This is a genomic window from Fodinicola feengrottensis (assembly GCF_039530045.1).
Taxonomy (GTDB): domain Bacteria; phylum Actinomycetota; class Actinomycetes; order Mycobacteriales; family HKI-0501; genus Fodinicola; species Fodinicola feengrottensis.
The window spans coordinates 175095-188293 of the sequence record NZ_BAAANY010000032.1 but is presented as its reverse complement, the minus strand read 5'-3'; the positions used below and the strand labels follow the sequence as shown (position 1 = coordinate 188293).

Here is a 13199-nt window from a genome sequence, read left to right as displayed (position 1 = left end):
AAAGGGCGGGCGCCCCACCGCCGCGATCCTGGGCGGCCTTCGGCCGCCGCGCGGGCGGGGCTGGGTTGAAGGCCGGTGCCGCTCGGATGGGTGTGAAGTACTTGCTACGGCGTGAAAATGTCGTATCCATACTGTTTTCTTGCCCCCACCCAGTGATCGGGTGGGGGGTGGGTTTGAGGACGCGCGCGCGAGAAAATTTTGCAATTGGGTAGGTGCGGCGCGAGTGGGGCGCGAGGGCTGGGTGGTGAGATGGCGGGCGCGGTCAGGGGTCGAAATCTGGGCGAACACTCGCCTTTCGTTCGATAGCGGTTGACAACGTTCCCAGGTGCCGGTTGGCTGGCCGCAGCCATGCTGCCCGATCCGTGCCAGGAGGCGGTTATCCGTGCCAAAATCCACTCGTCTGCTCGCGATCGCGGCCGCCGCCACGTTCCTGTTGGCGCCGGCGGTGCCGGCAACCGCGGCGCCGGCGGCCGCGGTCTGCAACAAATACTGTGACCAGCGTGATCCGGCGGTGGCGGCCGGCGACCGGACGCCCGTTAACGCAACTGTCTTCGGCCGGCAGATCGTGCTGCACATCTCCGACGGCGACAACATGGGCTGGGCGAGCATCGACAACGGCGACCCCACCGACGAGGTGTGGCTGGACCGCTCGTTCGATGGCGGCAACAGTTGGTCGAGCGGCAGCAAGCTCGGCGACACCACGATTCCGACCGGCCAGCGTGGCTGGCGGACGCTGATGTACAACGTCGACGACCCGGCGAACCACGGCGTCGGCGCGCTGCGTGCCTGCGGGAAGGCCGGCAACCGCTCGGACATCGCTTGTACGCCGTGGGCCCGCTCGACGGTCAACGCGGGCACCCACGCGGACGCGGCGGCGACCGCGCTGATGCAGTTCTACAACAACGGAACCGGCCTGTGGAACACCACCGGCTGGTGGAATTCGGCCAACGACCTGACCGCGTTGATCGACTACAGTCAGCGCTCCGGCTCGACCGCCTATCGCTATGCCATCGCGAACACCTTTGACAAGAACAAAGGCGGCAACTTCACCAACGACTACATGGACGACACCGGCTGGTGGGGGCTCGCGTGGGTTCGCGCGTACGACCTGACCGGCGACAGCCGTTACCTGGATATGGCCAGGACAGACGCCGACTACATCTATTCTTTCAAGGACGGCACATGCGGCGGCGGAATCTACTGGCGGACGCAGAAAGACTACAAGAACGCCGTCACCAACGAGCTTTACATCAAACTCGCCGCGGCCCTGCACAACAGGATCTCCGGTGACACCGGATATCTGGCCAAGGCCACCGAGATCTGGAACTGGTTCGCGGCCAGCGGGATGATCAACGGCAGCCACTTGATCAATGACGGCCTGGACAACTCCACCTGCAAGAACAACGGCCAGACCACCTGGACCTATAACCAGGGCATTGTGTTGGGCGGCCTGGTCGAGCTGAACAAGGCCACCGGCAACGCTGGCTATCTGACCACGGCCCGGCAGATCGCGGACGCGGCCACCACGAGTTCGGTGATCGCGCCGAATGGCATTCTGCGGGAGCCCTGCGAGCCGTCCAGTTGCGGCGGCGACGGACCCTCCTTCAAGGGAGTCTTCGTCCGCAACCTCGGCGAGCTCAGTCGCGCGACTGGCAATGCGTACGCGACTTTCCTTGGCAGGCAAGCCGATTCAGCGTACGCACATGACCGCGATGGGATGGACCGCTACGGCTTGTCGTGGGCCGGACCTCTCGACTCGATCGACGCGGCCCGCCAGCACAGCGCGCTGGATGCGATGACAGCGGCTCTTTGATCCTTTCACCCCACTCCGAAACCCGGGCGAGCTCCTTCGCCCGGGTTTTCCATGTCTGGCAACAATGATAAATGTCAATCACCGATTATCGCTTTGTCACGACGACATTGGTGAGTCGTCGGTGAGCGATGGGTGAGAATTCCCGGCTACCGTCACGGTATCCGGCGTCGACGGGGGACCTCATGCCGCGCGGTCGAGTTTTTCTCCTAGTCGCACTGGTTGTATTAACTGTTGGGGTCGGTGCAGTGGTTGTGGCGCGAGCCACGGACAGCACCTCGAAGCCGCCCGTACGCCCGGCGGCGACATCGGCACCAGTCGCCGATTCCGCGCTGCTCGGACGCGCCGAAGAGCTGTTGATTCAGCGGTGCATGCGGGAAGATGGCTTCCAGTATTGGGTCACCACACCGAACCAGATCCCCGACCAGAAGACTTTCCCTTACGTCGTTGACGATGTGGCGTGGGCGAGCCGGCACGGCTATGGGAGTGACCTGTATCGGCAGGTTGATCAATTGCGCGCGGCGGATCCGAACAGCCGCTATCTGGCCACCTTGTCACCACAGCGGCAGCAGGCCGCCGTCACCGCTCTGAATGGCCCGACGCCGACCGGTCTTAAAGCCGTGGTGCCCGGTGGTGGAGTTGTTCAGCACAGTGCACAAGGGTGCGTGTCGGCTGCTGAGCGGACCCTCTACCTCGATCTTTCGGCCTGGTATCAGGCTAAGAAGGTCACCGACACGCTGGCCGGGCTACGCGCGCAGCGGGTGCTGGCAGACCCTGCCTATCTCGCCGCAGTGGGCCACTGGAGCACATGCGTACGAGCGATGGGCTTCGCTTTCGGTACGCCCGACCAAATGCGCGCTTCGGTGTCGTTTTCTGACACGCCGGCCGCGCGGGCGACGGAAATCCGCACAGCGGTCGCCGAGGCGACCTGCGCCAACCGGACGGACCTCGCCGCCACTGCTCACCGGCTTGACGCGCAGTACGCGACGGCGGTCGAGCAGCAATACCGGACCGAGGTCGACAACCGGCACCGGCTGGAAACCGCCGCTGTCGTACGCGCCCGCGCCGTTGTCTCGTCCTGAGCCGGCGCCCCGGTTTTGCCTGCGTACGCAGGCAAGAGAGGAAGAAGAACGATGAGGACAAGTGTGCAGGCAGTGCTCACCGCGGTCGCGGTGTCGGTCGCCTTGGGTGTTCCGGCAGTCGTCAGCACCGGCGCAGCGGCGGCGCCGGTGCCGTCGGCCGGCCAGCAGGCGATGGGAAATCCGCATCCCAGCAACCTGAAGCCGACCGGGATTCGGCCGTTGGCGGACGGGAATTTCCATGCCTATCGCGAGAGCAACTACGTGAATGGCTGCTACTGGTCGGGTGACTCGGCGAACTGGGTTTTTTCCGGCGGCTGCGGGAATTTCAACGACACCGCTTCTTCGGTCTGGAACAACGGGTATGCCGCCAACCTGGACGGGGTGCTGATGTTCAAGGACATCAATTACGGCGGTCCGTTCATGTGCCTGAGCCGTGGAGACAGCTGGGGCGACCTCAACCTCGGCATCGAACGTTTCAGTGACGGCTCTTTCGCCAACGACCAGATCAGCTCGCATCGGTGGAGCGATTTCTGCTGACGTACGCACATTTGTGGCCACCGGTCAACGGCGATCGGCGGTCGCGACGAGAAAGTGCATTCTCGCTGGCGGTGAGATGACTGTGAGCCAACGGTGAGGGCCGCTCCCTAACGTCAGGGCCAGGCGCGTACGAAACGGATGCGCGCCAGTCTTGAAGAGGGAGCAAGGCATGGGATTTCAGCGCAGAACACTCGTCAGCCTGGCCGTGACCGGACTGCTGGCCGGCGGCCTGGTGGCGGCCGCGCCGTCGGCCGCCAACGCGGCGGACGGCTGCAACCAGAACACCGCCAAAACCGCGCGTTCGACCTCGGTGTGGTCGCGTACGATCGAATTGCGGGCCAATACCAACAATGTCTGTGGCTGGGGACGGATTTCCAACGGCGATCCCGGCGACCTGGTCTGGGTGGACCGCAGCTATGACGGCGGCGCGCACTGGGAGCAGCTCAGCATCACCACGATTCCCACCAACAGCCGCACGACCTTTACCGCCGCCTACAACGACCAGGGACACCTGATGCGGGCCTGCGGCAAGGCCGGCAACCGCCCGGAGGTCGCCTGCACCGGTTGGTGGTAGCCGAATGTCGGGAGCCGGCAAGAAAATCCGGCTCCCGAAAACGTCTCAGGCGTACGGCCGTTGGTTATGCCGGCGAGGGCGCGTGATCGCCGGTTCGGCGGCTCGCGGCAATGGCGTGAGCAGCCGCAAATAGGCCGAGGAGAGCTGGCCGCCCGGCTCGACCCCGAGCTGGTCGACCAGTTTTCCGCGAAAATCATGGTAAGCGGCCAATGCCTCGGCTGGCCGGCCGGCCAGCGCGAGCGCTTTCAGCAACCGGCTCCAGAGCGACTCGCGCAGCGGATGCTCGCCGATCAGCGTGCGCAGCTCGGCGATCGCCCGGTCCGCGAGGCCGCGGTTCAGATCGAGATCGATCCGCCGCTCGTACGCGGCGAGGCGTTCTTCGGTCAGCGGCGGGACAATCTCGTCTCGCAGCGGTGACGACGGAATATCCACGAAAGCCGGCCCGCGCCACAACGCGAGCGCCTCGGTGAGGTGATCCCGTTCGGCCGGCGACCGGGCCGAGCGGGCCGCTGCGGCGCTGGTCAGCAGCTGGTGGAACCGGATCAGGTCAACCCGCGTTTCGCTGTCGTTGAGCCGATAGCCGTGCGGGTGCGTGCTGATCACGTCCACCCCGAGGCTGCGTCGCAACCGCCACGCGCAGGTTTGCAGTGCCGCGGCCGTACGCTCGGGTGGCCGTTGGTCCCAGATCAGGTCGGCCAGCCGGTCGAAGCTGACCAGGTGCCCGGCGCGGGCGATCAGCGCGCCGAGCAGTGTCCGTGGTTTTCCGTCCGGGACTTGCACACAACGTCCGGCGACGGTGACTTGCAGTGGCCCGAGCACCCGAATTTCGACATCTTTGCCCATGGTTCCCTTCCGCTGTTTGTCCGCGGGCCCCATCCACCGGAAAACGAGGGCCATTAGATACAAAAGGCGGAAACAGGGCAAGTGGTTGCCGCGAAAAACGCGAGAAAGGACTAGTTTCGGTGCGGGCGGGCGCCGAAGAGGATGTCGTCCCAGCCGGGCAGCTCGGGCTTACCGCGGCGCGAACCACTGCCGGAAGCCGCCTCGGCGCGCTGCGGCTCGGGCTGCACCGGTTCGGGCTCGGGTTCGGGCTCGGTGTGCGGGAGGTGCTCCGGCTTGGCTTTGGCGGCCGGCTGCGTACGCACCGGCGGCGGGGTCGGCGCGGCCTGTCGAGGCGCGGGCGGCGGGGTCGGCTGAGCGACCGGCACGGGCTCGGGCTCCGGCTCGGGGGTGGGCTGGCGCGGGCGCAGCACCGAGATCGGCGACATCCGCGGCAGCTCCTGGGTGTCCACGTCGCCGAGGTCCAGCTCGGCGGCGATCTCGTCGTGCACCAGGATCTCCGGCGGCTTCTCCACCGACAGGTACGACGCCATCTGGTCGGTCGGGCTGACCACGCTGCGGGCCGCGTCCATGTCCCAGGCCGCATACGCGGTCGCCTTGCCGGACGGCCAGCTGGCCACCACTCGCCAAGTGCCGGTCTCGCGCCGGTACGCGTCCCACTCCACCGCGTCCGGATCGACGCCGTGGCCGGCGAGCCGTACGTCCACCACGGCGGACAGCGACGAGCCGGACTCGGACGTACGCAACCGGGTGCGCCGGGCGTGGTCGGCGATCATCGCGCGTTCCTGCAGCACCGGGCCGGCGAACCGGAGGATCTTCTCCAGCGGGGTGTTGGCCGCTTTCGCGACCTCCTCCGCGGACTGGCCGGAGCGGATGCGTGCCTGAATGTCGCGAGGTGTCAAGGCACTCTCCATCTCCATCGCCAGCTGCCCGGCGACGCCGGCGCGGTCCGTCTTAATCGCGGCTGCCACTCGCTCGTCGATCGCCAGCGACAGCATCCGGCCCGACTCGTCTTTGAGTACGAGTGACCGGCCGTCCTCCGCAAGGGCGACGAACCGGACGGGTCGCATCGGCAAACCTCCGGGAATCGTCGATGGCAGGCACCCTCCACCGTACGACGTGGGGACCGGATCGCCGGCCTTGCCACGCCGCAACGGCGCCACGCGTCAGGAGAGTTTTTCGACCACGTAATCGATGCTGGCCGTCAGCGCCCGAATATCGGCCGGGTCGACTGCCGGGAACATGGCGATTCGGAGCTGGTTGCGACCCAGTTTGCGGTACGGCTCGGTGTCCAGAATCCCATTTGCCCGCAATGTCTTTGCGACCTTGCTGGCGTCGACCGCGTCGTCGAAGTCGATGGTGCCGACCACCGCGGACCGCTTCACCGGATCGGTCACGTACGGGTGGGCGAAGCTGGACTGCTCGGCCCAGTCATAAAGCACGTCCGACGACTCGGCCGTACGCGAGACCGCCCAGGTCAGGCCGCCGTTGCCGAGGATCCACTCGGTCTGCTCGGCCATTAGGAACAGGGTGGCCAGCGACGGCGTGTTGTACGTCTGTTCCTTGACCGAGTTGTCCAGCGCGGTCGCGAGATCCAGGAAAGCCGGCTGCCAGCGGCCGGATTCCTTGATCTCGGCGATCCGGGCCAGCGCGGCCGGGCTCAGGATCGCGATCCACAGGCCGCCGTCGGAGGCGAAGTTCTTCTGCGGGGCGAAGTAGTACGCGTCGGACTGGGTGATGTCGACGGGCAGGCCACCGGCCGCCGAAGTGGCGTCATGCAGCATCAACGCGTCTGTACCGGCGACTCGCTGGACCGGAATAGCGACGCCGGTGGAGGTCTCGTTCTGCGGAGTCGCGTACACGTCGACGCCGTCAGTCAGCTGGAAGCTGGGGGCGTCGCCGGGCTCGGCCTTGATCACGGTCGCCTCGCCCAGGTGCGGCGCGGTTTTCGCGGCGGTGGCGAACTTGCCGCCGAACTCGCCGAACGACAGGAACTGCGAGTTGGCCCGGATCAGGCCGAAGGTGGCCGCGTCCCAGAACGCCGTGGTGCCGCCGTTGCCGAGCACCACCTCGTAGCCGGCAGGCACCGAGAACAGCTGCTTGATGCCGTCCCGTACCCGCTTGACCTGGTCTTTTACCGCCGGCTGCCGGTGCGAGGTGCCCAGGTAACTGGACGCGACCTTGGCCAGCGCCTCCACCGCCTCCGGACGTACCTTGGACGGCCCACAGCCGAACCGGCCGTCGGCGGGCAGCAGGTCAACGGGGATCTGGATGGCTGGTGGGCTGGCGCTGCTCACGATCGGGACCTCTCAGGATCGGGTGCGATTTGCCCCCCGATCCTCCCACCGCAGGCCACTCGCCTCGATGCGCGGGGAGCGTGACCTGCATCTCTGGGCTTTCAGCCAGCGGAGCGGACGGGTCAGATCAGATCGGGGAGATGGCGTCCCAGCCCTCGACCTCGCAGGGTTTGCGCGGGCCGGGGCCCTGGTATTCGGCGGACGGGCGGATCAGCTTGCCGAGCCGCTTCTGCTCCATGATGTGAGCACTCCAGCCGGCCGTACGGGCGCAGGTGAACATCGAGGTGAACATGTGCGCCGGTACGGCCGCGAAGTCCAGCACGACGGCCGACCAGAACTCCACGTTCGTACGCAGCGCCCGGTCCGGCCGGCGGGCGGTGAGCTCGGCGATCGCGGCTTTTTCCAGCGCCTGCGCGACCTCGTACCGTGGCGAACCCAGTTCCTTGGCCGTACGCCGGAGCACCCGCGCTCGTGGATCCTCGGCGCGGTAGACCCGGTGGCCGAAGCCCATCAGCCGCTGGCCCTCGTCGAGCGCCTTCTTGACCCACGCCTCTGCGTCGCCGGTTTTTTCGACCTCGTCCAGCATTTTGAGTACGCGTGAGGGTGCACCGCCATGCAAGGGGCCGGACAGCGCGCCGATCGCCGACGAGATCGAGGCCGCGGTGTCGGCGCCGGTGGCGGCGACCACCCGGGCGGTGAAGGTGGACGCGTTCATGCCGTGTTCGGCGGCGGAGGTGAAATACGCGTCGACGGCCTTGATGTGCGCTGGATCCGGTTCGCCGCGCCAGCGGATCATGAACCGCTCGACGATCGTACGAGCCTTGTCGATCTCCTTCTGCGGCACCGCCGGCAGCCCGATCCCGCGCGCCGACTGCGCCACGAAAGACAGCGTTGTCACCGAAATCCGGGCCAGGTCGTCGCGGGCCTGCTCGTCGCTGATGTCCAGCAGCTGCCCGAGGCCCCAGTACGGCGCGAGCATCGCGACCGCGGACTGCACGTCCACCCGGATGTCGCCGGAGTGCACCGGGATCGGGAACGGCTCGGCCGGCGGCAGCCCGGGCCCGAACCGGCCGTCCACCAGCAACGCCCACACGTTGCCGAAGGAGACCTGGCCGGCCAGGTCCTCGATGTCCACGCCCCGGTAGCGAAGTGCGCCGCCGTCACGGTCCGGTTCGGCGATCTGCGTCTCGAAGGCGACGACGCCTTCCAACCCTGGCTTGAAGTCTTTCGGCATTGGTACGAGCTCCCGCGGGCAGAGGATGAGTCAGCCGATACATCATGCAGCGCGGCAGACCGCCGTGCATGCCGGTCGTCCTACTTCCTATCCGCGGTGATCGCCGGTCAAACGCCTCAGCAGCTCCGGGCTGTAGTTGGCGCCGGTGAGGATCGTGCCGACCCGGCCACCGGGGATCTCATGTACGTCCAGCGCCGCGAGCCCAGTCGCGGCCGACGGTTCCAGCAACAGACCGCAGTGGTCCCGCAGAGTCAGCAGCGCGGCGAAGATCGCGTCGTCATCAACCAGCACCACATCGTCGACAACCGTCCGCATCCAGTCGATCGCCGCCGGTATCGGTACGCGTACCTGCAGACCGTCCGCGAACGTGTCCGCTCGTTCGGTGGATATCGCCTTTCCGGCCCGCCAACTCCGCTCCATCGACGGCGCGCCGGCCGGACACACGCCGACGATCCTGGTGCCCGCCGAATGCGCCTTCATCCAGCGCGCGACGCCGCTGATCAACGCGCCGTTGCCGACGGGTACGAGCAGCGTGTCCAGCCGTTCGGCGGCCAGCTCCAGGCCGATCGTGCCGGCGCCTTCGCTGATCAGCGGCTCGTGGCCGTCCTCAACGAAAAGGTGGCCGTGCTCTCGCGCGTACGCGCGACCGGCGGACTTGGCCTCATCGAAGTCCGCGCCGCGAAGGACGACCTCGGCGCCGAGCGCGCGCATTCTCGCCACCTTGGCTGGATTTGCTTTCTCGGCGGCGAAAACCGTCGCGGAGATGCCGCGTCGAGTGGCCGTGAACGCGATCGCCTGGCCGAAGTTGCCGGCTGATCCGCAGACGACCTCCCGGCCGGGGCCGACCGTACGCATGAAGTAGTCCGCGCCGCGGCCCTTGAAACACCGGAGTGGATTGAGTGTCTCGACCTTCAGCAACACCTGGCGACCGTACTTCTCGGCCAGCCCAGCGTCGAAAAACTGAGGCGTGCCAAGAAAAATTGGATCGATGACAGTCGCCGCGTCGGCGATGTGGTCGAGTGTGAGGGCTGGCGTCATCCGCCCATCGTCTCCCATCCGACCACCGGTGCGAGTCGCGAGGTCATCGAAAGTAACTGATTCGATACTCGAATAAGGTTGGACAAATCCTGCTCCAGGACGTTAAATACGCGCGACCGCGGTTCGCAACGATGTTTGTTCGCAAGAAACCACGCCTGTTTGCACAGAAATGCTTTGCCGTAGCCCGTTGATGGTGAGGGAGCCCAGATGGTGCATGACGTCAGCCGGCGAATGGCCCTTCGGGTGGGGCTAGTGGCGGCGGCCGGCGCGGTGGTGTCCGCCTGCGGCGCGAACAAGAGTGGCAGCGGCACAGAGAGCAACGAGCCGGCCGCGGTTGCCACGGATGCGTACGTCTTCGGCTATCCGCTGGTGCTGATGGACGCCACTCGCGCGGCGAGCGGTCCGGCGAATCAGTTCGTCCACAACGATTCGTTCCCGACCGCGGCCGATCGGCTGATCGTGCGGATGAACCGGGACACCCTTTATTCCCAGGCGTGGCTGGACCTCAAGGCCGAGCCGCTGGTGCTCCAGGTGCCCAAGATGGAACCGGGTCGCTACTGGCTGATCCAGCTACTCGACGCCTGGACCAACACCGTGCACAACCCCAGCAGCGTAAAACCGCAGACCCGGGCGGGGCAGCCGGCCGCGGCGTTCACCTACCTGATTACCGGCCCAGGCTGGACCGGCAGCGTCCCGGCCGGCATGACCCGGCTGGACTGCCCCACCCGTACGGTGTGGGTCATCGTCCGCGTCCAGGTCGACGGACCCGGCGATGTCGCCGCGGTCGGCGCGATTGAGCGCGAGATCGAGCTGGCGCCACTGAGCGCCTGGCAGGAGAACCCCGCCCTTTCCCGGCCCGGGATCACGTTGAGCCAGGCTGGCCGCAAAGCCAACCCGATTTCCACCGTCGCGGCGATGGACGGGTCGACGTTTTTCACCAGGCTTTGTACGTTGATGGCCGCCAATCCGCCAGCTGCCGCCGACCAGCCAGCCGTACGACGTTTCGCGAGTCTCGGCATCACCCCGGGCGGCAAGCCCACGACCGAGGCCGCGGTCCTGGACAACGCGGTGAAGGCGGCCAAGCAGCGGATCGCGGCCTATCGGGATCCACGGGCTCGTACCGTCGACGGCTGGGTCTACAGCCTCGACTGGGGGACGTACAGCACCAACTACCCACTGCGCGGATACATCTCCCGATTCGGACTGGGCGCCAACCTGGCTGAGGACGCGCTGTACCCGGCTTTCACCGCAAAGGCCGACGACAAAGGCATTCCGCGGCGATTCCGGCTGCACTTTCGGGCCGGTCAACTGCCACCGGTGAACGCGTTCTGGTCGCTCACCGCATATGACGCCGACGGTTTCCTGGTCGCCAATCCCACCGGCATCTTCTCCTTGGGCGACCAGCTCCCACTCACCAAGAACGCCGACGGCTCAGTCGACATCACCGTCCAGAACGCCGATCCGGGCGTGGCGGTGCCACGGAATAACTGGCTCCCGATCCCGGCCACCGGCGAGTTCTCGCTCACCATGCGCCTGTACGCGCCGAAACCCGAAGCACTCCAAGGCAGCTGGCGGCCACCTTCGGTCGACATCCTCTGAGGATCGTCGATAGGACCGTCGGCCTGGGGTGGTCATGCGCAGGCGGGACGGGCGGGGTGAGGATAGGACGGTGACCGAACCACCGCCGGACGACCCGGCCGCCCAGTTGGCCGGGACGCGGCTCAACTACGCACTCGCCGGGCTCGCCGAAGCCGACCTCGCCGGCAGTTGGCTTGAGCAGTTCCGCCGCTGGTACGACCAGGCGTACGCGGCTGGTGTGGTCGAGCCGAACGCGATGGTCTTCAGCACGGCCGCCGACGGCCAGCCGAGCAGCCGTACCGTGCTGTGCAAAGGCGTCGACGAGCGCGGACTCGTGCTGTTCACCAACTACCGGTCACGCAAAGGCCGGGAAGCGCTGGTGAATCCACACGCCAGCCTGTTGTTTCCCTGGTATGCGCTACAACGCCAAGTCGTGGTGACCGGATCGGTTGTCAGGGTGGATGATTCGGAGTCGGACGCGTACTTTGCCAGCCGGCCGTACGGATCGCGGATCGGTGCTTGGGCGAGCGAACAGTCCAGCGTGGTCTCCTCGCGTGAGGTGCTGGAGGAGGCGAGCGCCCGGCTGTCCGAGCGCTATCGGGACGAGGTGCCGCGGCCGCCGCACTGGGGCGGGCTCCGGGTCGTACCGTCCACTGTGGAGTTCTGGCAGGGCCGGCCGAGCCGGCTGCACGACCGGCTGCGGTTCCGGCGTACCGGCCAGAACTGGGTCGTCGAGCGGCTTTCTCCGTGACCTTGCTGCGCTGGCTGCGCACCGCGGCGATCGACACGAAACCGTTGAAGCACACCGACTTTCGTCGGTTGTGGGCTGGAAACGCGGTGTCTTTCGTCGGGTTTCAGCTCACCGCGGTGGCTGTGTCCGTGCAGGTTTTCGCGGTTAGCGGCTCATCCCTGTGGGTGGGCGCGCTGGGCGCCGCGGCTTTGGTGCCACTGGTTCTTTTCGGGCTGGCCGGTGGGGCGATCTCTGATGCCTTCGACCGGCGGGTGGTGCTGCTGGTCTCGTCGGTGGTCACCTGGATGTCGACGTGGGGGCTGTTTTTCCAAGCCCTGCTGGGAATGCGCAGCATCGCGCTGATTTTCGCCTTGGTGGCCTTGCAGTCGGCCGGTTTCGCCGTCACCTCGCCGACCCGGTCGGCGATCATCCCGCGGTTGCTGCCGGTGGATTTGGTGCCGTCGGCCAACACTCTCAACTTCACCGCGTCCAATGTGGGCACCATCGCTGGACCGTTGCTCGCCGGCGTCCTGGTCGCGCACGGCTCGTACGCGATCGCCTACGGACTTGATGCCGTGCTGTTCACTTTCGCGCTCTACGCGGCGATCCGGCTGCCCGCGATGCCGCCGTCCGGCCCGAAGTCGCCGCCGGGCCTACGGTCCATCGTGGAGGGTCTGGCCTTCATCGCGACCCGACCGGTGCTGCTCGCCTCCTTCGCGGTCGACATCGTCGCGATGGTGCTGGCGATGCCGCGGTCGCTGTTCCCGGAGATCGGCGCGGATCGGTTCGGCGGCGGCGAGGCGGTCGGCTGGCTGTTCGCGGCAATCTCGATCGGCTCGGTGGTTGGGGGCCTCGCGTCCGGCTGGATCGGGCGAGTCCGCCGGCAGGGCGTCGCGCTGCTGGTCGCGGTGACCGGCTGGGGCGTCGCGGTCACCCTGTCCGGCCTCGCCGGTCACCTCTGGCTGGCGGTGGTCCTGCTCGCCTTCGCCGGCATGGCCGACCTCGTTTCCGGCGTCTACCGGCAGACGATCCTGCAGGTCTACGCCCCAGACGAGATGCGCGGCCGAATGCAGGGCGTCTTCACCGTCGTGGTCGCCGGCGGACCACGCCTGGGCGACGTACGCGCCGGCGTCGTCGCCGCCAGCCTCGGCGCCTCCGCCTCCTGGGTCGGCGGCGGCATCGTGTGCGTGATCGTCGTCCTTATGGTCGCCCTGTTTGTACCCGCGATCCGCAACTACACCTCGGCAGAAGCGTCCCCGGCCGCCCTCCCAACACCCCCAGAACCGGCCCGCGCCGAGCCACCCAGCTGCACCTGAAAACCGGGTGCGGCGCGAAACTGTCGTACCCCTCCGGCAGATTTGCCCCCACCCAGTGAACGGGTGGGGGGTGGGTTTGAGGACCGATGTTCAACTAAAAATTAAGGTCTGCCTCTCGACCCACCCCCCCGCCCGTTCAAAGGGAGGGGGAAAGAAAAACAGA

General features: G+C 66.9%; 12 protein-coding genes. 7 read left to right on the top strand and 5 right to left on the bottom strand.

Going from position 1 to position 13199, the window contains the following annotated elements:
* Positions 1-382: 382 nt before the first annotated feature.
* The 4 genes from ABD301_RS33940 (at position 383) to ABD301_RS33925 (ending at position 4003) form a co-directional block, all read left to right on the top strand.
* Positions 383-1813, top strand: a complete 1431-nt coding sequence (locus ABD301_RS33940; protein WP_344314287.1) for a glycoside hydrolase family 76 protein — start codon at positions 383-385, stop codon at positions 1811-1813.
* A 251-nt stretch (positions 1814-2064) separates the two neighbouring features.
* Positions 2065-2892 (top strand): hypothetical protein, encoded by an 828-nt coding sequence (locus tag ABD301_RS33935; protein ID WP_344314286.1) that lies wholly within the window; start codon positions 2065-2067, stop codon positions 2890-2892.
* 51 nt (positions 2893-2943) lie between these two features.
* Positions 2944-3429 carry a hypothetical protein gene (locus ABD301_RS33930; RefSeq protein WP_344314285.1) on the top strand — a complete coding sequence of 162 codons (486 nt, stop codon included), beginning with the start codon at positions 2944-2946 and terminating at the stop codon, positions 3427-3429.
* 169 nt (positions 3430-3598) lie between these two features.
* On the top strand, positions 3599-4003 hold the full coding sequence (locus tag ABD301_RS33925) for a hypothetical protein (protein ID WP_344314284.1): 405 nt from the start codon (positions 3599-3601) through the stop codon (positions 4001-4003).
* 45 nt (positions 4004-4048) lie between these two features.
* Here ABD301_RS33925 and ABD301_RS33920 read toward each other — a convergent pair whose 3' ends face one another.
* The 5 genes from ABD301_RS33920 to ABD301_RS33900 form a co-directional block, all read right to left on the bottom strand.
* Entirely contained in the window at positions 4049-4846 is a 798-nt protein-coding gene (locus ABD301_RS33920; protein WP_344314283.1) for an AfsR/SARP family transcriptional regulator, read from the bottom strand.
* A 110-nt stretch (positions 4847-4956) separates the two neighbouring features.
* Entirely contained in the window at positions 4957-5913 is a 957-nt protein-coding gene (gene sepH, locus ABD301_RS33915; protein ID WP_344314282.1) for a septation protein SepH, read from the bottom strand.
* A 96-nt stretch (positions 5914-6009) separates the two neighbouring features.
* On the bottom strand, positions 6010-7140 hold the full coding sequence (gene serC, locus ABD301_RS33910; protein WP_344314280.1) for a phosphoserine transaminase: 1131 nt from the start codon (positions 7138-7140) through the stop codon (positions 6010-6012).
* Positions 7141-7267: 127 nt separating this feature from the next.
* Positions 7268-8374, bottom strand: a complete 1107-nt coding sequence (locus tag ABD301_RS33905) for a citrate synthase 2 (protein ID WP_163571847.1) — start codon at positions 8372-8374, stop codon at positions 7268-7270.
* 87 nt (positions 8375-8461) lie between these two features.
* Positions 8462-9412: a threonine ammonia-lyase gene (locus ABD301_RS33900; RefSeq protein WP_163571848.1), complete on the bottom strand. Its 951-nt coding sequence runs from the start codon at positions 9410-9412 to the stop codon at positions 8462-8464.
* 207 nt (positions 9413-9619) lie between these two features.
* Here ABD301_RS33900 and ABD301_RS33895 point away from each other — a divergent pair, with 207 nt between their 5' ends.
* The 3 genes from ABD301_RS33895 to ABD301_RS33885 all read left to right on the top strand — a co-directional run bounded on the left by ABD301_RS33895 (position 9620) and on the right by ABD301_RS33885 (position 13036).
* Positions 9620-11011, top strand: coding sequence for a DUF1254 domain-containing protein (locus ABD301_RS33895; protein WP_344314279.1), 1392 nt, complete (start codon positions 9620-9622; stop codon positions 11009-11011).
* Between the two features lie 70 nt (positions 11012-11081).
* Positions 11082-11741, top strand: coding sequence for a pyridoxamine 5'-phosphate oxidase (gene pdxH / locus ABD301_RS33890; RefSeq protein WP_279582113.1), 660 nt, complete (start codon positions 11082-11084; stop codon positions 11739-11741).
* Positions 11738-13036, top strand: a complete 1299-nt coding sequence (locus tag ABD301_RS33885) for an MFS transporter (protein ID WP_344314278.1) — start codon at positions 11738-11740, stop codon at positions 13034-13036. Before pdxH ends, ABD301_RS33885 begins: the two co-directional genes overlap by 4 nt.
* Positions 13037-13199 lie beyond the last annotated feature (163 nt).